Origin of the sequence: Brevibacillus reuszeri (assembly GCF_001187725.1) — a bacterium.
In the GTDB taxonomy this organism is placed as follows: Bacteria; Bacillota; Bacilli; order Brevibacillales; family Brevibacillaceae; genus Brevibacillus; species Brevibacillus reuszeri.
Genome location: NZ_LGIQ01000005.1, coordinates 655,210 through 676,775, shown reverse-complemented (window position 1 = coordinate 676,775; position 21,566 = coordinate 655,210). Strand labels below are relative to the sequence as shown.

Sequence of the window (21,566 nt, the reverse complement as noted above, 5' to 3'; positions counted from 1 at the left end):
CAAACACGATTGACGCAGCCAGCGATTTCTTTTTCCGTTTCATTCAGACAAAACGAAGGGATAGCGCAATACGCCATCCCCGTGAGTTCAATTCTTATTTAATCGTTACTTCATCCAGCATCAGATAGCCTACAGGGCTGAGCCAGAAACCATTTACATCCTTGGATGTAACGGATACGTGGTCAATCGTACGAATCGGAATCACTGGAGCTTCCTTCAGCTCGATTTCTTGCAGCTTCGCATAGATTTCGTTGCGTTTAGCCGAATCTTTTTCACGACGACCTTCTTCGATCAATTTATCCACTTCTGGATTATTGTAGAAAGCAAGGTTACCCGCGCTTCCTTTGGAGGAGCTGTGGAAAACGTTATACTGGTTATAGTCGCCATCGCCTGTTGCGTTACCCCAACCACCGATGAACATCGCATGCTCACCTTTGTCTGTGAAGTCCAGATATGCACCGTATTCCATCACTTTAATTTCTAAATCGATGCCAATTCCCTTCAGTTGGGATTGGATCACCTCTGCTACGTTCATCCGCTCTTTACGATCATCCGTTACGATGGATGTTTTAAATCCGTTCGCATAACCAGCCTCAGCCAGAAGTGCCTTCGCTTCATTTACATCATAGGAGTAATCCTTGAGATTTGCATTGTACCCAATCACTTTTGGAGACAGGGACGAGACAGCCTCTGTTCCTACGTTGTTGTATACGCCTTTGACAATTGCTTCCTTCTCGATTGCATGCGCTACTGCCTGACGTACGCGTACATCGTCAAACGGCTTTTTCTGTACATTGAAGCCGATGTATTCTACTCCGAGACCTTCTGCGCGAACCATGTTCATGCTAGGAGTTGCCTGTGCACGCTCTACCTCTGTTACAGGAAGCTGGTCACCGATGTGAGCTTCGCCTGCTTCTACCATCGCGATACGAGTCGTATCCTCTGGAACTACTTTATATACAACCTTATCTACTTTTGGTTTTTCACCCCAGTAGCTATCGTTTTTGACCAATGTCATCTCTTGACCTGGTGTCCATGATTCAAATTTGAAAGGTCCTGTTCCGACAGGCTGCTTGGACAATGTGTCAGAATGCTCAGCGATTGCTTTCGGGCTAAGGATGCTGCCTTCCGAGCTAGCCAGGATAGACAAGAGTGGTGCAAATGGGTAATCCAAAATGAATTGTACTGTTTTGTCGTCCACGACCTTCACTTCTTTGATCATCGAGAAATTGGATGCGCGTGGAGAAGCGACTTTCGGGTCCAATACGCGCTCAAACGTCTTTTTCACTGCTTCCGCATTAAACGGCGCACCATCGTGGAAGGTAACGCCCTCACGCAGCTTGAATTCCCATGTCAGATCATCTACTTGCTTCCACTCGGTGGCAAGGGTTGCCTTGTAATCGGCGTTTTTGTCACGAGAAACGAGACTCTCGTATACTTTTCCGTAAATATAGTTAGCCGATGGAATGTTGGAAATGAAATGCGGGTCCAGGTTATTGGCATCCGCTTTGCGTGCTACGATCAGCGTACCGCCTTCTTTTGAAGCTTCTGCGGCTGGCGTATTGCCTGTAGTAGACTGTTCTGCTCCCGAACTGCATCCCGCTAGTGCTGTGCCGATTGTCAGCGTCAAAGCGAGCAAAGAGCCGAACAAGCGTGTTTTCTTCATGTAAGTTTACCCCCTGTCGATTTTTGCCTAATACTGTCGAAAATTCTGAATCTACGTCTTATTTGCATTATACGGGATATTATCTGACTAGCTTTTCAGCATCTTTACATCTATTTATATTATTTTTACTTTTATTCAACTTTTGATTACCTATATGAATATGAACAAATAGCATGTTTTTTTGAGCGAACAAGAAGAAATCCGCTGCCCTTGCCGAAGCAAGAAACACCGGATTTCGTACTGATTATTTCTCTTTTGCACGATCATTTTGCCAGACCATTTTTCCTGCATACATGACAGCTTCCTTCGGATTTTGACGAGCAACTGCTTCGGCTGAGCATTTTGCCCGTACAAAAACAATGTCAGCTGCATCGCCTGCTTTTGGCCAAATCTGATTGCCTTGCTTGTCCAATGGAGTCAGTCCACCAGTCACAAATCCAAGGGCGCGAGAGAGTGAAACCTCGTCGATCCAGCGAAAACGCTCTGCAAGACGATTGGCTTTTTGCAGCATGTCTCCTGTGCCAAACGGGTCCCAATGATCCGTAATATTATCGTTGCCCAAGCCTACATGCACGCCCTTTGCATGTAAAAGCGGAACGGGGATCGTCGGCATATCAATCGGAATGGCAGTCATGATAGCGATTTGCAAGCTTTCCAGACGCTCGGCCATCTCCTCGACAAGTGGTATCGGCAGTTCCCCGAGTCCATAGGCGTGACTGATCGTTACACGCCCTTGCCACCCGGCATCCTCTGTCATCGCAGCAAGTCGCTTCATAATAAACAGCCCCAGATGCCCTGGCTCGTGCAAATGCAGATCGACGTCAGCATTCGCTTCTACCGCGATATCCATCATCGTATATAGCGATTTTTCTATATCGTCGTCAAACGTAGCTGGATCAACACCCCCAACGAGTCCCGCACCATGCTTCATCGCTTCCCGTACCAGTGAAACGGAATCGCTGCGCAGCAATCCGTGCTGCGGGAAGGCGACCATTTCCCAGGAAAGTTTCCCGCTAAACGTCTCCAGTGCTTGCAGGGTGGCTTCCAGGTTTTTTAGCCCAATGACCGGGTCAATATTGCAATGCGTCCGCACATGCGTAGCGCCATGAGATTGAATCAGTTGCAACAGCTTTTCTGCTCTCTCTTTCGCTACTGGCAATTGGCGAGGCAACAGCTCCTGTTCCTGTTCAATCCGGAAAAAGCGGTTGGGTGCCGGGATTACGGCTTGCCACGGACCTCCATAAAACGTTTTGTCCAGATGAATATGCATCTCTTTAAACGAAGGAAGCATGAGAAGACCGTCTGCATCCCAAACCGCTTCTCCTTCTGGCAGTGGTTGTGTGGCTGGAACGATCCGTTCGAAGCGTCCATCCTTTACAAATACATGAAATCGCTCCGTATTTGTCCCATTCACTCTCCCATTTTCCATCGAAAAGCTGCACTCCAGACTAGCATTGGCGATCCAGAAGCTTTCTTTCATCACATTTCTTCCTTCCTATACCGATTACTGAATCGTGATGTTATTGATCATCATGTAGCCGGATGGACTGATCCAGAAACCTTTTATATTTTTCCCGACAGCCGCCACGTGCTCCAAATTGCGAATCGGAACCATTGGCGCTTCGTCGGCCTCAATCTGCAATGCTTGTGCATAAATTTGTTTCCGTTTTTCCGTGTCCTGCTCACGACGTCCTTGCTCGATCAGTTTATCAACTTCCGGGTTTACGTAAAAGGTTGTATTTCCACCTTTTCCGAGCGAAGCAGAATGGAACAGATTGTATTGGTTGTAGTCAGCATCACCTGTCGCGTTGCCCCAGCCACTGATGAACATGTCGGTTTCGCCATTGTCTTCAGCATCCAGATAAGCACCATATTCCAATACCTTAATCTCTACGTCGATTCCGATTCCTTTTAGCTGGGATTGAATGACTTCGGCAGCATTGATCCGCTCTTTTCGGTCCCCTGTCCAAAGCGTTGTCTTGAAGCCATTCGGATAGCCCGCTTCTTTTAAAAGGGCTTTTGCTTTATTCGGATCAAAGCTGTAGCCTTTCAAGCTCTCACTGTAACCGAGAACCTTTGGGCTCATGGCGGAGTTGGCTCTGGTTCCAATATTGTTGTACACCCCTTGAATAATGGCATCTGTCTCAATCGCATAATTGATAGCCTGACGGACGCGTACATCATCGAAAGGCTTCTTTTTATTATTAAAGCCAATAAAATCAGTACCTAATCCAGCAGTTCGATACAGATCGATCTGCGGAGAATTTTTCACACGCTCAATCTCAGTCACTGGCAAAGGCTCCGCAATATGTGCCTCTCCGATTTCCGCCATGGCAATTCTTGTCGTATCCTCTGGCACGACTTTAAAGACGGCCTTGTCGAATTTCACCTGTTCTCCCCAATATTTATCATTTTTCACCAAGACGATTTCCTGCCCAGGTGTCCACGATTCGAACACAAATGGCCCTGTTCCTACCGGATGCTTGGATAAATCCTTACCATATTGCTCGATTGCTTTCGGGCTGATGATGCTGCCCTCATGGTTGGCGAGAATCGAGAGCAACGGCGAGTACGGGTAAGCCAGCTTAAATTGGACCGTATAATCATCCACGACTTTTACTTCGGTAATCATCTGGAACTGACCCGCACGCGGAGACCCTACTTTTTCGTCCAGTACGCGCCCGATTGTCGCTTTTACCGCTTCGGCATTGAACGGCGTGCCATCGTGGAAGGTTACGCCTTCGCGCAGCTTGAATTCCCATGTAACGTCATCCAGCTGCTTCCACTCTGTCGCGAGCATTGGTTTGAAAACCATGTTTTCGTCCCGTGCGATCAAGCCCTCGTATACTTTGTGATGCACCACACTTGCCGCATTGATGGCAGTAATAAAATGCGGGTCCAAATTGTTGGCATCCGATTGACGCGCGATGATCAAGGTTTGATTTTTTGGTGCAGGATCTGCTCCAGCTGTAGGAGTAGTCGCTCCTTGTTCGTTGCCCGAAGAACATCCAGCAAGCACAATTCCTACGCCAAGCACACTGACAAGCAACGTATTCCACCATTTGTTCTTGTTCATGTTCTAGCCCCCGTGTTTTTTCTATATGGCTTCTTTTTCGTAAAGATTAGCAGCATAGCTCTTTTCCAAAAAGGAATGTCGCTATGCTGCTAATCGTGCAGTCTTATGGAAGTGTTATGTCATCGACTTCGATGTGACCAGCTGGGCTGATCCATACACCCTCTACGCCTTTTTCAATCGCAGCCAGGTTTTCCGAGTAGCGATATGGTACCAATGCTGCTTCGTCCATTTCGATTTGCTGTGCTTTTTCATAGATTTGCTTGCGTTTTTCTTCGTCTTTTTCCTTGCGTCCTTCTTCAATCAGCTTGTCCACCTCTGGATTGCTATAGAAGGAGTGATTGCCAGCAGCACCTTGTGATTTGGTGTGGAACAGATTGTACTGGTTATAGTCAGCATCGCCTGTCGCATTACCCCAACCACTGATGAACAGGTCTGTCTCGCCTTTGGTCGCTGCATCGATGTAAGCACCGAATTCCAACACTTTTACTTCCAGGTCAATGTTGATTTGTTTCAGCTGTTGTTGCAGAACCTCTGCTACGTTAATACGTGCTTTGTTGTCGTTGAGGTAAATGGTTGCTTTGAATCCATTTGCATAGCCTGCTTCAGCCAACAGCTTTTTGGACAGCTCCAGATCGTATTTCGCATCTTTTACGTTCGGGCTGTAGCCAACCATTGTAGGAGAAACAGATGCGTGTGCTGCCGTCCCTACATCGTTGTAAACACCTTGAATGATCGATGGCTTGTCAATCGCATGGGCAATTGCCTGGCGCACGCGCACATCGTCAAATGGCTTTTTCTTCGTATTGATTCCAATATGCTCACTGGAGAAGGAAGCGTATCGGCCAAGTGTCATGGAAGTAGAGTTTTGTACGCGGTCTACCTCCGTTACAGGCAGCTGCTCTGCTACTTGAGCTTCGCCTGTTTCTACCATGGCGAGGCGGGTTGTATCCTCAGGGACAGTCTTGAAGACAACTTTGTCCAGCTTAGGCTTGTCACCCCAGTAGCTGTCGTTCTTCACCAGTACAACTTCCTGTCCTGGTGTCCAAGATTCAAATTTGTACGGCCCGGTTCCAGTTGGATGCTTGGTCAGCTCTTTGCCATACTGCTCGATTGCTTTTGGCGATAGGATGCCACCCTCTGCACTTGCGAGAACAGACAAGAGTGGTGTGTATGGATAGTGAAGAATAAATTGAACGGTTTGGTCATCCACTACTTTTACTTCTTTGATTGCTTCAAACAGATTGGCGCGATTAGAGCCAACTGCTGGGTCCTGAACACGTGCAATCGTCGCTTTCACAGCTTCTGCATTAAATGGAGTGCCATCATGGAAAGTAACTCCGGAGCGCAGCTTGAACTCCCATGTCACATCATCCAATTGCTTCCATTCGGTCGCAAGTGCTCCCACGTATTTACTTTCTTTGTCCATGCGAACGAGACCCTCGTATACTTTGTGATGAATGATTGCAGCAGAGTTAATTTGGGTAAGGAAATGCGGGTCTAGATTGTTTGCATCAGACAGTCTGGCAATAACGAGAGTGCCTCCTGCTTTTTTGGTTGCATCTGGTGCGGCTGTGCCTGTTTGTCCGGATGCATTTGTGTTTGCATTTGTTCCTGCTTGCGGCGCTGATGAGCAGCCTGCCAATGCGGCAGAAACTGCAACAGTCAGGGCAATCAGCGTCTGGAAAAAGCGCGTCTTTTTCATGTAGATGTCCCCCTCTTTCGTGTGCGCTTTCTTAATTTTAAATTTTTTAATGATTCGCGCATGTTTCATTTTACCTACTATTCAGCTAATATTTTTTCACTCTCTTTACTAGAATTTTCACTTTCTTTACTATTTTTTCAGATTTTTAAACAAAGGGCGCGTTTCAGTAGCGCGGCTGTTGGGGAGGAGAGGAAACCAGAGAAAACGCGACAGGTACTTGGAACACTTGCGCGGGGGATTGACTGCACGGCTCCGGGGAAAAAGGGAAACCGCGTCCAAAGTAGTCCTCACCGAAAGCGTCTCAGGGGTGGACGCTTAAGAGCGTGTTTCCCTTTTTCCCCTACGCCTCGGCTGTGTTCCAAAGACCTTCGCTGTTTTCTCCGGTTTCCTCTCACCAGCCGTTGTACTTCCACTTGGCGACAGGGCAAAGAATTGCCAATGTCGCTGCGCTTATTGGCAGAACCTCATAAGGGCACGAAAAAGAAGGCAAATCACTTGGATTGTGGAATCTACTAAAGAATAACAAGAGAGGTGGTAGAAATGTCAGTTGTACAGCATGGTAATGCTTTCATTCGTCCTGTTCGTCTGGAGGATGCAGATGCGATATGGGAGCTGGAGTGTGAGATTGTACGGGAAGGGGAATATTTTATTGCGGTTTCCGAGGAGTTTGACAAAACGGTGGAACAGCAGCGGGAGTGGATTTCTCGGGTGCTGGAAAGTGATAGGGAGACGATCTTTGTCGCTGAAATAGATGGTGGGGTTGTTGGCGTGATTGGTTTTTCTTCGCCTAATCGCAAGCGACTTGCTCATACCGGATCGATAATGATGATGATTTCAAAAGAACACCGAAGCAAGGGACTGGGCAGGGTATTGTTGCAAGAGCTGCTGGCCTGGGCTGAGCAGCATCCGCTGATCGAAAAAGTAAGCTTGGGCGTGCTATCTACGAATCATCGGGCGATTGCTTTGTATCAAAAAATGGGATTTATTGAGGAAGGGCGCAAAGTAAAGGAATTCAAAATGAGTGAAAATGAATATGTAGATGATGTGCTGATGTACAAATTTGTATAAGAAAAAATTAGGCTATGGACGCCAAAAAAGCTCTCTCCGTTTTTGTGGAGAGAGCCTTTTCGTTTTTTACTGCTACTTAATGGTGATGTCGTTTACTTCGATATAGCCTGACGGACTGATGTATACCCCTTCCACGTTTTTCGCGATAGCAGCGAGGTTTTCACTGCTGCGGTATGGAAGCAGCGGGACCTCGTCCATCTCGATTTGTTGTGCCTCGGCGTAGATTTCTTTACGTTTTTCGGGATCTTTTTCTTTCCGTGCTGCTTCAATCAAAGCATCGACTTTAGGATTACTGTAGAAGGAGTGGTTGCCGGGAACGCCTTTCGATGTGCTATGGAACAGATTGTACTGGTTATAGTCACCGTCTCCCGTTGCATTTCCCCAGCCACTGATGAACATCTGGGCTTCGCCTTTTGCTGCCAAATCCAGATAAGCGCCGAATTCCATGACTTGAATTTGCAAATCAATGCCGATTCCTTTTAGCTGGGATTGCAGTACCTCGGCAACATTGATCCGCGCCTTGTTGTCATTTAAATAAATGGTTGCTTTGAAGCCGTTGCCATACCCTGCTTCCGTCAGCAGCTGCTTTGCTTTGTTCAGATCATACTCAGGTGTTTTTATATTGGGGCTGTACCCGATTACTTTTGGACCGAGTGATGAGATCGCTGCTTTCCCTACATTATTGTAAACGCCTTTGATAATCGATTCTTTGTCTACTGCATGGGCAATGGCTTGACGAACACGCACATCATCAAATGGCTTTAATGTGACATTCATCCCGATATGATCGACGGCGAATGATTCAAAGCGGCCCAAAGACATGCTTGTTGAGTTTTGTACACGCTCCAGCTCGGTTACAGGAAGCTGCTCGGCAACATGCGCCTCTCCTGCTTCGACCATCGCTACACGCGTCGCATCCTCAGGAATGGTTTTAAAGACGACCTTGTCCACCTTGGGCTTTGTTCCCCAGTAGTTTTCATTTTTGACGATGACGATTTCTTGTCCAGGCGTCCACGATTCAAATGTGAACGGGCCAGTTCCTACCGGATGCTTCGCCAAATCTTTTCCATACTGCTCGATTGCTTTGGGGCTAATGATTCCACCCTCGGCACTCGCCAAGACAGACAGAAGTCCGGCAAACGGATAATGCAGAATAATTTGAACCTTTTGCGGATCAATAATCTTCACTTCTTTAATCATCCCGAACATGTTGGCTTTTGGTGTTGGCTGATCCTTGTCGAGAATACGGTCAATTGTCTTTTTCACCGCCTCTGCATTAAACGGCGCTCCATCATGGAAGGTAACTCCCTCACGCAGGGTAAACTCCCACGTGACGTCATCCAGCTGCTTCCATTCCGTTGCCAGAAGAGGCTTGTACTCACTGCTCTTGTCCATCATGACAAGCCCCTCATAAAGCTTGTGCTGCGTAACCGCCATGGAGTTGATCTGGGTACTGAAATGCGGGTCCAAATTATTCGCATCAGACAGGCGAGCGATGATGAGGGTGCCGCCATCTGGCGATGCAGGAGCTGGTGCCGCTTGATTTCCCGCAGGAGCCGCAGTACTAGGTGCCGTACCTGTTCCGCTTGTCTGTTGTCCCGAAGCACACCCGGTCAAAGCAGATACAAGCATGAGGGACAAAGCGAGAACAGAACCAAGCAATCGTTTTCGTTTCATGAATAACGCCCCCTTTTTTATGTAGAAAATAGAGAAAAGATGATTACTGTAGAAATATTATCAATTTTCTAACATTTTATCTTTCTAGGATCTTTACCTCTCTTTGCAATATCTTTACTATTTTTCGTTTGGTTCGATACTAAAAAACACGACCCTCTCTTCAGCAGAGAAGGTCGTGTCTATTGTTTGCTCTATCTTTTATTCGGTTACGGATACAGCCCAACCGAACTTGTCTTCTTTTTCACCATATTGGATACCTGTCATGGTTTCATACAGCTTCGTGGTCAGCTCGCCGGTTTTCTCGCCGTTAATGATCATTTGGTGACCATTCCAGTTCAAGTCTCCGATTGGAGAAATGACCGCCGCTGTGCCTGTACCAAAAGCTTCCTCCAGCTCACCATTAGTGTATGCTGCGTGCAGATCCTCTATAGAAATCCGCTTCTCGATAACAGGTACGCCCCAGTCCTTCAGCAGAGCGATAGTGGAATCGCGCGTGATGCCCTCCAGAATACTTCCGTTCAAGGCAGGTGTCCATACCTCGCCTTTTACTTTGAAGAATACGTTCATGCTGCCGACTTCTTCAATGTACTTGTTTTCCACGCCATCGAGCCAAAGCACTTGCTCATAGCCTTTTTCTTTTGCTTCCACCTGTGCTTTCAGGCCACCTGCATAGTTGCCCGCTACTTTGGCGTTACCAGTACCGCCTCTAACCGCACGGACGTAGTTGTTTTCTACATAAATTTTTACCGGATTCATACCACCTGCATAATACGCTCCTACTGGAGACAACAGAATGATCAATTTGTACGTATGGGAAGCACGAACCCCAAAACATGGCTCGGTTGCAATCACGAATGGACGGATGTATAGCGACGTGCCGCTCTCTGTTGGAATCCACTCTTTGTCAGTCGCCACCAGCTTTTTCAAAGCGTCGACCATAAATTCCTCATCGACTGACGGCATGCTCAGTCTCTCCAGAGAACGATTCATACGCTTGAAGTTTTGATCAGGTCGGAACAACCAAACCTTGCCTTCCTTATTCCGATACGCTTTGAGTCCTTCAAAGACGGCCTGACCGTAGTGGAACACCATCGCTGCCGGATCAAGCGAAAGCGGGGAATACGGTACGATCTGTGGATCATGCCATCCTTTTCCTTCCGTATAGTCCATGGTGAACATATGATCAGTAAAATGTACACCAAATCCCAGCTTGTCAGTCGCTGGCTTCTCTCTTTTCTGTTCTGCGAGGGCAATCGATAACTGACACTCCATTTTCCACATCTCCCTTGGTATTAGATCCTACCTCTCTAGTACTACATATTGTTACTAAAATAGCAACTATTTTGAATGATTGCTAGCCTAAGTTTCTCTCAGACCTCACATTTCATATTCTATTGCCCTAGTATTTGGCTCATCGCCAGCAAAACGGCATCCATCTCTGCATCTGTTCCAATCGTAATTCGCAAATATTCCCTCAGGCGCCGCTGCTGATAGTAGCGTACGTAAATGTTTTGGGCCATCAATATCTCGTATAGCTCACTCGCAGTCGGATAACCAAGGGCAGCAGGCGGTTTGCACAAAATAAAATTTGTATGCGAGGGAACGACTGTAAAGCCTTGTCGAGTGAGCTGCTCAGAAAAATGGTTGCGCGTGCGTTTGATCGCATCAGTCGTCGCTTGCATATAGCTTTGATCATTCAAGGCTGCCAGTGCCAGCTCTCTGCTAATAGAGTCTACATTGTAGATGTCCTTTCCTTTTTCCAGTGCAGCAATCAGCTTTTCATTGCCAAAACAGTACCCGATCCTTGCGCCGCAGAGCGCATACGCTTTAGAAAAAGTCCGGATCACTAGCAGATTGGGATAACGATCAATCAATGAGATCGCAGAAGCCTCTCCACTCGCGAAATCGATATAGGCTTCATCAAGAATGATGAGTCCCTTGAAGTCTCTCACCAATCGCTCGACGTTCTCCATCGAGAGCAGCAAGCCTGTCGGCGCATTTGGGTTCACCAGTACAACGGCTTGGGCGCTGCTATCAATCAGGTGTTCGACATCAATGGAAAAATCATCCAGGGTAGGAATCCCGATGCATTCCACCTGATAGCTGGCGGCTGCCGAATGATAGAGAGGAAAGGAAGGATCGGGGATGGCAATTTGACCACGCGGCCCGATAAACACTTTCATCAGCAGCGAAATAATTTCACTGGAGCCATTCGAGCAAAAAGTCTGCTCCTCCCGCACGCCATAATGCTTTGCAAGGGCAGAACGCAGCTTGTCACATTTGGCATCCGGATAACGGCGCAAGGTCTCCTCCGGTATCGACTTCAAAGCTTTTATCACTTCTGGTGACGGTGGATATGAGCTCTCATTCAAATTAAGTCGAATGGCATTAGTACCTTCTGGTGGCTGCTCTCCCTGGGCATATCCCGACAGTCGTTCGATGTGTGGCAAGATCATGGTCATTTGTTTTCTCCCCTTTTTGGTAGGCCGATCAAAATACGGCTCATCATGTACATCCCGCTTCCCGTTCATCCCACCGGATGTTACGATGTAGAATATCCGTATTTTGGCATTAGAAAAAGGGCCAGTTTACAAATATTTTGAGTGACAGTTTTTCGGGCCAGATCAGGAGGTGGGACGATTTGCTTCAATTGACGCCAAAGCTCGATGAGGGAGCGAAAGAAGCATTGTATCTTCAGCTTTATCGCTATATTCAGGGCGAAATGATAGCGGGACGAATCCCTGCTGATGCCCGACTGCCATCCATCCGAAGATTGGCTGAAACGCTCGGGGTAAGCAGGACGCCCGTTGCGCTGGCCTACGATCAACTGCTGGCTGAGGGTTATGTGATCAGCAAGCCACGCAGTGGACTCTATGCGGCTGAATTGGAGACAGGCAATCGGGCGCAGACTTTGGAGCAGACCTACGCTACGCCTTCCCCTCCCCGTGCTTATCACGCTTCCCATACAGAATCTGTACCCTACGATTTCGGTTACGGCAGTATCGATGTGCACCATTTTCCCTGGACAAAGTGGCGCAGGCTCGTCAATCAATGCCTGTTGCCAGAAAACAACCGGATGCTCCTCTATGGCGATTGGCAAGGGGAAGCCGAACTACGTGCACACATCGCACAGTACCTGCACCAGACACGCGGTGTCCGTTGTACGCCGGATCAGATTGTCATCGGGGCTGGCACCTATCATTCGCTCGATCTGTTGTTTCAGTTAATGAAAAAGGATGTGTCCACACTCGCCCTTGAGGCAGCCGTCAACGATGGCGTGAAATCGCTTGTCCAGCAGTATCCATTTGCCTGTCATCCGCTTGGTTTGGAGAACGATGGGATCAGCATCCAGGATGTCGTTAACAGCGCAGCCGATGCCGTTTATGTAACACCTTCCCATCAATTTCCGTTTGGCATGACCCTCTCTATTGGCAAACGGATGAAGCTGTTGAAATGGGCCGCCGAGCGTCGTGCATACATCATCGAAAATGACTATGACGGCGAGTTCCGCTATGGAACAAGACCGATTCCCTCGCTGCAAAGCTTGGATGAGAGTGGCCGCGTGATTTATTTGGGAACGTTTTCTCGTGCCCTTGGCCCTGCCTTTCGCCTCAGCTATCTCGTCCTGCCCCCTTCCCTGCTTGATCGATTTTGGAAGAAACAGCACAGCTACGATCAGCTCTCCTCACCTATTTTGCAAAAGGCACTGCTGCTCTTCATGCAATCTGGCGATTTCGAGCGGCACATGCGTAAAATGCGTACCTTGTATCATCGAAAGCATGATGTCTTGCTTGAAGCCTTGACAAAGCATTTTCCTAAGTCGGCAAAAGTAATCGGGGCGGGCTCTGGCTTGCATGTGCTGCTTCAGCCTGGCAATGGTATGGACGAGGTAGAGTTGGTGCAAGCTGCTGAACAAGTGGGCGTGAAGGTTTATCCTACCTCTGTTTACGCCCTTTCGCCGGAATGGTCGATGCCCGCTACTGTTTTACTTGGATTTGGAGGGCTTGCGGAGGAGGAGATACGTGCAGGAATCGGGCTTTTGGCAAAGACATTTGGCAGAGAATAAACAACGGAATGCAAAGAAGCTGCCTGACTCAAGCAGCTTCTTTTTGTAATCTTATTTTTTAGCTTCTGTGCTTGTTTTATCTTCTACTGTGGAAGTGGGCAAAGGTACGCGCCAGTTGACGTTTGTGTAGCGTTTTGGGATGCCGTAGAAGTTGAGGGTGAGCTTTTCCGGAATGGGATCGAGCTGTTCCTCAACCTTCAGTATCGCCTGTATATGCTGTCGTCCTTTCTCATCTGTTTCAAAATAATCATGGGAAGCACCCTTGAAACGATAGGTTCTGCCTTTTTCATCTGTTAATAGCAAAAACCTTGAATCGATATGAGGAATCATTCCTTGTACATAAGCGTCTATCGTAACTTCAGTTCTACTTATCTCGTCATCACTCTTTCCGATCCCATACGCGCTTATTTGAAACACGTTGTCATCCTTGGTAGCTTTCGCTGATTGCTTATCTATTTTCTTCGGATCAAAGGAAATGGACAACTCAAACGGTTCTACTTTGGTGATCGAATCAAGCACTAGGTAATACGTTTCCCCTGGAATAAAAGGCTGGTAGACATCTTGATGGGATAAATGTCCTTCCTTTTTCCCACTTGCTCCCCCAGACAAAGGTTTGACTTCGCCAATTTTAACTCCGTTTTTTTCACGTTCAATTCGGAAGGCACGATTATGGTCAAAAGAACGATAGCGAGCAATACCTGTTGTTTCAATTTTCTCAGCGAGTTTCTCCCCCACTTGTTCAAGCTTCTTAAAAGCTTCTTCCGTCCATGACGTTTCATACTCCAGACGAGTTGCTGTTGGCGAATGGGTTATTCCCGTCAGCTTGATTTGTAGCCCTTGTGGAGTAACATACGTATTGTCGAGAGGGAAGGTAGTTGTCGCAGCAGTAGATTTTGTGATATCAAATGGAACGCTAACGGACCAATTTCCTTTCGTATTACCGATTTGCGCTGTATCTAGCCGTAAAATAAGCTTTTGATCACTCGTCTCTATTTTGTTGCTGATCCTCAGATAGCCATATTCTTTTTCGTATCGCAGACTTGTCGAAGAGCTATTTTGCACAGACTCTCCATTCGGATCGGTAATCTCCACATCATAAGAGTCAAGCTGATCAGGTGAAAGAACATTACCCGCTTGATCCACCAGACGATAAACGATATTGATTCGTACGGAGTCTGCCATCACTTCCATAACCTCTAACGTAATACCCTGGTCTGTTGCAGATGCCCCTACTGCTTGAGAGTATCCATTTTGGGCTGCCTGCTGAAGTCCCTCGTCTGCACCCTTTTCTGTAAATAATGATTTCATATACGCTGCAATACTTGGAGAAACTTGTGTCCCTAGCGTAATGATCAGAAAGAACGCAATGATCGCAGTTGTCGGAAAAAGCAGCAAGCCTGGAAAACGAGAGTCACGCTTGCGACTTGCAAGAGCTGCACGCTCACTTGGAAACTCAAAAGAAGGAATGCCTTGCTCATCAGCCACCTTTTTTAACGTTTGTGAGATATGCTGGTCGAGTTTAGTCATTTGCGATCACTCCCATCTCCGCATTTCCTCGTAGAGCTTGTCCCTCATTCAACTTTTCACCGATCAGCTTTCTCGCCTTATGTAATCGGGACTTTACGGTACCTTCAAACACACCAAGCATTTTGGCTATCTCCGCAATATTGAAGTCTCCGTAGTAGTACAGGACGACTGTCGACCGATGCACAGGCTTCATCGTCTGAATGACACGCCAAATTTGTTGCTCAGTCTCCTGCTGTAGCACACTCTCCAATGGGCTTTGCGCATCTCCAATGGAATCTGGAGTAATCTCTGTCGTTGGTTTCTTGCGCCGTACCAGATTGAGTGCACGATGTGTTACGATTTTCATAAACCACGCCCGAAACGATGTCCCTTTTCGCTCGTCAAATCGATGAAGGGATTGATACGCCTCCCACAGGGCCTCCTGGACAGCATCCTGAGCCAGATGATAATCATGAATGAGTAGAAAAGCTGTTCGAAAAGCGGTGCCCAGATGCGGTTGTACAAGCTGTTCAAAATCATGTTCCTTCACTTGCAAAACCCTCCTCGAATTCCTTCTCTCTCTATTCACCTCCAAGCTGTTTTCGGTTCACAAACAGTTCAAAAAAATTTTCTCCGTTTCACTCCTGCTCTGCTAGTGTAGAATTTATATATAATGAAAATAATTACAGATCAAGAAGAAAAACCAAAAACCCAATCGATTTTGCTTGTCAATCGTGAAGAACGGCGCTTTTTACACATCGCACAACGCAATCACATCCATTCATTGTGTAGGAGGGATCTTTGTGTACAGAGTGAGTGACGGCATCATCATCAATAATGTGTGGTTAATCATCATTCCTTTTCTATTAGGAACGATTGGGTTTACGTGTCTGCTGCTTGGATTATTCAAGCAAAAGAAGTGGAATTTGATTGTAGCTGGTATTTGCTTTATCCTTCTCTTTTCCTACTTCCTTTTCGGACACTTGATTCTTACACCAGTCTCCTAGAAATCACTCCCTTGCTTCCACACCATCACCACTTTGGGAGGTTACATATGTCTATTCAAAATCAGCCCATTGAAACGAAGCCAAAAAAGGTCGCCGTCATTACAGGGGCGAGTCGGAGACAGGGAATCGGTGCTGCCATCTGTCGTGCTCTCGCCAAGGAAGGAGTCGATATTTTCTTTACCTACTGGAGCAAATACGATCAATCTATGCCCTGGGGAGTTGAGCCCGATGAACCGCGAATCCTGCGGGAAGAAATAACGAAGCAGGGCGTGCGCTGTGAGTATCTGGAGGTAGATTTGTCAGCAGCTGATGCGTATCTCACTGTGCTGGATGAAGGGAAAAGGAGACTGGGTGATCCCAGCATTTTGGTTAACAACGCCTGCTTCTCCACAACTGACGGCTATAAGGTGCTGGACAGCACAAGCCTCGATAATCATTATGCAATCAATGTACGTGCGACCACCATGCTTAGCGTTGAGTTTGCCCGCCGTTTCTCCCAAGGCTCAGGGGGGAGAATCATCAACCTGACGTCCGGTCAGGCAAAAGGACCAATGCCAGGTGAAATCGCGTATGCGGCTACCAAAGGCGCGGTCGAAGCACTTACTCTCACATTATCTGCTGAGGTCGCTCCGCTTGGAATAACAGTGAACGCTGTCAATCCCGGCCCTACTGACACAGGCTGGATGTCGGAGGAAACCAAGCAATTCCTTTTGACAAAAAGCCCTTTTGGACGTATCGGACTACCTGAAGATGCCGCACGGTTGGTTGCTTTTCTGGCAAGTGAGGAAGCGAGCTGGATTACCGGACAAGTCATTCATTCCGAGGGTGGGTACAGGCGGAGATAGCCGTCGTCCTCCCTGCTTGGTATACGGAATCTATCTACAAATTTAATCGTTTATCTGGTTTTACCTCCCCAGAATGCGGGTATTTAACCATCAGGAGCGGTGCGCTGCTAAGCATTAGCATCGTCATTGCCGTCGCGATCCTCTTGGGACTCGTGCTCACCTTCATCATTTTCCGTGACATTCGCAATGTGGCAGACAATATTTATGCAGCATCCCAAACCGTTGCCAGCTCTTCCGAGGAAATTTCGGCGAGCGTCCAGGAAGTAGCGAGCGGTACGCACCATCAAACGAACATGGTAAACGGCATTTCCGAAATGATCGATCAAATGGATAAAGCAATCGGACAAATTGCGTCCAATATTGAAGAGACAAGCAGCCTGGTAAACCGAACTTCCGTCATTGCAGAAAATGGAGGCAAAATGATGGGCAACGCTTTGGTGGGGATGCAGGATATTTCCACAAAGGTGCATCATCTTTTGGACAATTCGAAGCAGATTGACCTGATTGTCACCACAATAAAGGATATCGCGGATCAGACCAATCTGTTGGCGTTAAACGCGTCAATTGAGGCGGCGCGTGCAGGCGAGCACGGCAGAGGCTTTGCAGTCGTGGCAGACTCTGTAGGCAAATTGGCAAACCAGAGCGGAGAATCGACAAAAGGCATTATCCAGCTTGTACATACGATGCAAGAAAGTACCCAAGAAACTGCCTCTGCTACGGAAGAGCTTGCCTCCATGGCAGAAAAGCTCAATCTATTGGTTACGAAATTATAAAAGACGATATGCTACAAAAGGCACAATCTGCTATTTTCAGCCAGACTGTGCCTTTCTCTTTTTTCCTTGCTCGTTATCCTTTTTTTACGACACGGAAAGACGGCGTGAACAGCTCCTCCGCTCCAAGCTGCTGGTAGTCTCTTTCTACATAGCCCAGGCGCATTTTATCAAAGTAACGCTGTCCTTTGGCTTTCACTTCCTCCAGATCCACACCTGGCAGCTCACGATCTTTCATCACAATACGACCCGCGATGATCGAAAGCTTCACGTCACGACCCGAGCCGGACATAATAAGCGAGCGAATCGGATCATCTATCGTACCCAGATGGAAGCCATCCAGATCAATGGCAATAATATCTGCTTTTGCTCCTGGTGCCAGACGTCCCAGATCATCTCGTCCCAGGAAACGCGCTCCACCCAGCGTCGCTGCCCGATAAATGTCCGCGTAGCTGGAATCAGCCACATCACCTTCCTGCAAACGGGAGAACATGCTTGCCGTGCGGATATTCTGGATGAAATCAGGAGGGAACGTATCCGTCCCGATCGCAATATTGATTCCGTGGCGCTTGTAGCGAGCAAAGGACTCTAGAGCCGAGCCGTGGCGTCCAATCACAAGCGGACAGTGAATCACAGTCGTTCCTGTTTCCTGGAGCAGTGCGAGGTCATCGCCCTCCCCAATCGTAGCTTCACTATAACCTGGAATAAAATGGGCATGCGGGATAGCGGTTTTCTGACCTAAAAAACCGATGCTATGCAAAAATTGCACAGGCGATTTATTATGACGACGATACATTTCATTGTACTCATAAGCACCTTGTGCCGCGTGCAAACGAATCGGACAACCCAGCTCATCACTGTAGCGCTTGGTGTTGACCAGGTTTTCTGGCGTTTGCGTCTCGATTCGCTCAGGAGCCAGCATTCCGCGGATCAGGCCATTATGTGCACCGTCAAAATCTTTGACAAATTGCACGGCACGCTCCAATCCTGCTTGTCCCTCTGCTTCATTCCAGAGAACCTCGATTTCGCCATTTGCCTTGACCACACGCATTCCGGACTGATAGCTTGGCCCCATGTACATGCGCAGACCCAGTTTTCCTGCATGATCAGCTGCGGCTGCCAGCTCCTCATACGTTTCCGCCCAACGCTTGTAAAAGACAGACGTGATCGGCATCGCTGTAGTAACTCCATTTAATATCAGCTGACTGTAGGCAAAAAGCGACTTGAATGCCTCTTCTTCCGGTGTCATCACTTCATGGTAGCCTTTGCGATAGTAGTCCTCCGACCAGAGCAGATTCTTGTTTCTGCCTACTGAGGCTTCCAAGTGAACCACGTCATGGTCAATGTCACCAAGTGCATTTAAATCGATAAAGCCTGGGCTGACCACTGCGTTTCCAGCATCAATGACTTCGTCTACCTCTCCAGCATAGTCATGACCCACAAACAAAATCGTGTCGTTTTCGTATACGACCTCACCATCTCGAATAATGACGTGGTCCTCTCCATCAAAGCCAATCACATATTTAGCGGTTATTTTCTTTTTCATGCCCTGCCTCCCTTATCACATTTCGAGATCATCCGTACCTCTCGTACCTCTGCCAGTCCTAACAGCTTGAATCCTCCATCATTATAGGAAATATTCTGTAAAATATGTTTCAATTGCTTTACATCTATTTGCACAATCTTTACTACTTTAAGAAAACTTCTATCGTGGCCACCTCAAGGAGGAGCGACCGCGTTTTTGCGGAAGGTTATTCTTGCTAAATAAGGATGTAAAACGTGAAGTTTATACTTTCTGATTTAGTTAGAAAACAAGAAACATTCCTGGCAATACGTAAAGATCATGCAAAAACAAGTAAAAATGCTGAAACCGCTTGTTCGAAATATTCACTACAATTTAGAAAGTACAACGAGAGCTAGAGTAAACGAGCATAAGTAAAGATCTTATCTTGTAAAAAGAAGGGACTGATTTATTGTGAGTCACGCTTTCTGGTTAACCAATGTTCGCTTGGACAGCGGGTTTGAGACTGGGCATGATGGAGTCGTACATACGATATCCGAAATCTGTCATCTCCGCATTGAGGACGGCAAAATCATGCAAATCGCATCCGCTAACGAGCCGCTGGACACGACTCTGCCCACTGAGGACGCAAAAGGGTTGCTCGCTCTCCCCTCTTTCGTGGAGAAGCATAATCATCTGGATAAAACGTATGCAGGTGCTGCCTGGAAGTCTTGTCTTCCTCCAAAAAAGCTAATTGATCGTCTGGAATTCGAAGCGACTGAAATGCCAGCCATAGCGGGTAGTACTACACAACGCGCGGAAGCGATGCTTCAATGGCTGCTGCAAGGTGGTGCCACTCACGTCAGAACCCATGTCAACATCGACCCGTATATCGGGCTGAAAAACCTGGAAGGCGTTCGCACAGCCTTAGAGAATTTCAGCGATCGGATGACCTATGAGATCGTGGCTTTCCCTCAGCAAGGAATTTTGCGCACACAAGCCAGCTCTCTGATGAGACAAGCGATGAAGGAAGGCGCAACACTGGTCGGCGGACTCGACCCTGCTGGTATTGACAACGAGCTGGAAGGCTCCTTGCGTGAAATGATGGACATCGCAGTAGAAGCAAATGCGGATGTCGATATTCATCTGCACGATCCGGGCACGCTAGGCTTTTATACGATCAAGCGCATTCTCGATTTGACGGAGGAGGCTGGCTGGCAGAACCGAATGGCGATCAGCCATGCATTTGCACTCGGCGATGTTTCCGTGGAAGAAAGCACGGAAATGGCAGAGCGCCTGTCTCGCCTTGGCACAATGATCATGACGACCGTTCCGATCAATCGAGCGATGCCGCCCGTTCCGATCCTCCATGAAAAAGGAGTACGTGTCGCACTCGGTTATGACGGCTTCTACGATTCCTGGTCGCCGTATGGAACCGGAGATATGCTGGAAAAGCTGAACCGGCTGGTCGAGCGCTATCGTTGGGTAGATGAACGTTCTCTCGTTCAATCCCTGTTCTTTATTACAGGAGGGAAAACGACACTGGACAAGGAAGGAAACCGTGCTTGGCCGAAGATTGGCGATGAAGCGAGTATTGTCTTTGCGGAAAGCTCCTGCTCCGCTGAGGCAATTGCCAGAAGATCCAGACGTGCTGCTGTCATGTTCAAGGGAAAAATCGTACATGGGGCACTTGATAGAGTGGACGGAAAGGGAAAGAAATAGGTAAGTTGGCTTCGCTGATTTTTGGCGAAGCCTTTTTTTATTGTTTTCAGGTCGTGCTTTAGTGGCAAGGAAACCTGACCTTTTTGTCGAATACCGAATGATAGAAGGAAAATTTGTCAAACTTTTAAGAGAATAACTGTCATTGGAGGCATTCATCAATATGGCTTTTAAAATACATAATCTAAAAGATAATGATAATGTGGTGATTAAGGGACAGCTTGGCGGATTTACGGTCATTGAGTATAAAGAGGATCTGAGCATCAACACACTGTCAGAGGCACAAACCAACTTCTACATGAACCAGGCTAATATGCGCAAAAAGCAGCTGATGATCGAACTCAATAACAGTGAGATCATGATGAGCGCAGGAGCCATGCAGTATATGATTGGCAATATTGACATAACCACAGGGATAAAAAGTGTTGGGGGCTTGATGCGAAATCTCGTTTCCAGTACAGTGACCGGTACCAGTGCAATCAAGCCTCATTACAAAGGTACCGGTACGATTCTGCTAGAAACCACCTATAAACATATATGGTTAATCGATGTCGACAACGACCACATTGTATTCGAGGACGGCATGTTCCTGGCTTCCGAGGGAACACTGGAGCTCGGAGTCTCTGCGCGCAAGACCATCTCCTCTGCGGTTCTTGGCAATGAAGGCATGTTCAATCTTAGTGCCAAAGGGAGAGGCATTCTAGCATTGGAAGCGCCCATTCCTTCCGAAGAAGCTGTCATAGTCGAATTGCAGAATGATGTGCTGAAAGTCGATGGAAGCTTTGCACTTATGTGGTCGAATTCGCTGAACTTCACCGTTGAGAAGTCAGGGAAATCCTTAATGGGATCTGCCGCCTCGGGCGAAGGGCTGGTCAACGTGTATCGGGGAACCGGTATGGTATGGCTAGCGCCGCTTATGTATAATAGTGTCGGTCGACCAGCTACCAGCTAAAATAGCACCTC

At 47.5% G+C, this 21,566-nt stretch carries 17 protein-coding genes; 7 read left to right on the top strand and 10 right to left on the bottom strand.

Translation table 11 applies throughout. The features are described from left to right. Window positions 1-94: 94 nt before the first annotated feature. The 4 genes from ADS79_RS06750 to ADS79_RS06735 all read right to left on the bottom strand — a co-directional run bounded on the left by ADS79_RS06750 (window position 95) and on the right by ADS79_RS06735 (window position 6,444). On the bottom strand, window positions 95-1,666 hold the full coding sequence (locus tag ADS79_RS06750; protein WP_049737642.1) for a glutathione ABC transporter substrate-binding protein: 1,572 nt from the start codon (window positions 1,664-1,666) through the stop codon (window positions 95-97). Window positions 1,667-1,910: 244 nt separating this feature from the next. After that, the gene (locus tag ADS79_RS06745) at window positions 1,911-3,146 is read right to left on the bottom strand and encodes an amidohydrolase family protein (RefSeq protein ID WP_049737641.1); all 1,236 of its coding nucleotides are present in this window, start codon (window positions 3,144-3,146) and stop codon (window positions 1,911-1,913) included. Window positions 3,147-3,170: 24 nt separating this feature from the next. Further along, window positions 3,171-4,742, bottom strand: a complete 1,572-nt coding sequence (locus ADS79_RS06740) for a glutathione ABC transporter substrate-binding protein (RefSeq protein ID WP_049737640.1) — start codon at window positions 4,740-4,742, stop codon at window positions 3,171-3,173. Between the two features lie 103 nt (window positions 4,743-4,845). Then, on the bottom strand, window positions 4,846-6,444 hold the full coding sequence (locus tag ADS79_RS06735; RefSeq protein ID WP_049737639.1) for a glutathione ABC transporter substrate-binding protein: 1,599 nt from the start codon (window positions 6,442-6,444) through the stop codon (window positions 4,846-4,848). Window positions 6,445-6,984: 540 nt separating this feature from the next. Here ADS79_RS06735 and ADS79_RS06730 point away from each other — a divergent pair. Continuing rightward, entirely contained in the window at window positions 6,985-7,512 is a 528-nt protein-coding gene (locus tag ADS79_RS06730) for a GNAT family N-acetyltransferase (RefSeq protein WP_049737638.1), read from the top strand. Window positions 7,513-7,584: 72 nt separating this feature from the next. Here ADS79_RS06730 and ADS79_RS06725 read toward each other — a convergent pair whose 3' ends face one another. The 3 genes from ADS79_RS06725 to hisC form a co-directional block, all read right to left on the bottom strand. Next, the gene (locus ADS79_RS06725) at window positions 7,585-9,189 is read right to left on the bottom strand and encodes a glutathione ABC transporter substrate-binding protein (protein ID WP_049737637.1); all 1,605 of its coding nucleotides are present in this window, start codon (window positions 9,187-9,189) and stop codon (window positions 7,585-7,587) included. Between the two features lie 198 nt (window positions 9,190-9,387). Beyond that, window positions 9,388-10,461, bottom strand: a complete 1,074-nt coding sequence (locus tag ADS79_RS06720; protein WP_049737636.1) for a branched-chain amino acid aminotransferase — start codon at window positions 10,459-10,461, stop codon at window positions 9,388-9,390. Between the two features lie 119 nt (window positions 10,462-10,580). Then, window positions 10,581-11,651 (bottom strand): histidinol-phosphate transaminase, encoded by a 1,071-nt coding sequence (gene hisC / locus ADS79_RS06715; RefSeq protein WP_049737635.1) that lies wholly within the window; start codon window positions 11,649-11,651, stop codon window positions 10,581-10,583. Window positions 11,652-11,830: 179 nt separating this feature from the next. Here hisC and pdxR point away from each other — a divergent pair, with 179 nt between their 5' ends. Then, window positions 11,831-13,255, top strand: coding sequence for a MocR-like pyridoxine biosynthesis transcription factor PdxR (pdxR, locus tag ADS79_RS06710; RefSeq protein WP_084765673.1), 1,425 nt, complete (start codon window positions 11,831-11,833; stop codon window positions 13,253-13,255). Between the two features lie 51 nt (window positions 13,256-13,306). Here the strand turns inward: pdxR and ADS79_RS06705 are convergent, their stop codons facing one another. Continuing rightward, a complete protein-coding gene (locus tag ADS79_RS06705; RefSeq protein WP_049737634.1) occupies window positions 13,307-14,782 on the bottom strand; it encodes a DUF4179 domain-containing protein in 1,476 nt (491 codons plus the stop codon). Continuing rightward, a complete protein-coding gene (locus ADS79_RS06700; RefSeq protein ID WP_236699905.1) occupies window positions 14,775-15,311 on the bottom strand; it encodes an RNA polymerase sigma factor in 537 nt (178 codons plus the stop codon). Before ADS79_RS06700 ends, ADS79_RS06705 begins: the two co-directional genes overlap by 8 nt. 253 nt (window positions 15,312-15,564) lie before the next feature. Here ADS79_RS06700 and ADS79_RS35425 point away from each other — a divergent pair, with 253 nt between their 5' ends. From ADS79_RS35425 to ADS79_RS06685, 3 genes are all read left to right on the top strand, one after another. After that, window positions 15,565-15,768, top strand: coding sequence for a hypothetical protein (locus ADS79_RS35425; protein ID WP_049737632.1), 204 nt, complete (start codon window positions 15,565-15,567; stop codon window positions 15,766-15,768). Window positions 15,769-15,815: 47 nt separating this feature from the next. Further along, entirely contained in the window at window positions 15,816-16,613 is a 798-nt protein-coding gene (locus ADS79_RS06690) for an SDR family oxidoreductase (RefSeq protein WP_049737631.1), read from the top strand. Between the two features lie 152 nt (window positions 16,614-16,765). Continuing rightward, window positions 16,766-17,386, top strand: a complete 621-nt coding sequence (locus ADS79_RS06685; protein WP_049737630.1) for a methyl-accepting chemotaxis protein — start codon at window positions 16,766-16,768, stop codon at window positions 17,384-17,386. A gap of 73 nt (window positions 17,387-17,459) precedes the next feature. On the opposite strand, the gene ADS79_RS06680 is transcribed toward ADS79_RS06685, so the two are convergent. Continuing rightward, complete coding sequence (locus ADS79_RS06680) at window positions 17,460-18,929, bottom strand: amidohydrolase family protein (RefSeq protein ID WP_049737629.1); 1,470 nt, start codon at window positions 18,927-18,929, stop codon at window positions 17,460-17,462. 429 nt (window positions 18,930-19,358) lie between these two features. Between ADS79_RS06680 and ADS79_RS06675 the strand changes: the two genes are divergently transcribed. After that, window positions 19,359-20,606, top strand: coding sequence for an amidohydrolase family protein (locus ADS79_RS06675; protein WP_049737628.1), 1,248 nt, complete (start codon window positions 19,359-19,361; stop codon window positions 20,604-20,606). A gap of 160 nt (window positions 20,607-20,766) precedes the next feature. Continuing rightward, window positions 20,767-21,555 carry an AIM24 family protein gene (locus ADS79_RS06670; protein WP_049737627.1) on the top strand — a complete coding sequence of 263 codons (789 nt, stop codon included), beginning with the start codon at window positions 20,767-20,769 and terminating at the stop codon, window positions 21,553-21,555. The last annotated feature ends 11 nt before the right edge of the window (window positions 21,556-21,566 follow it).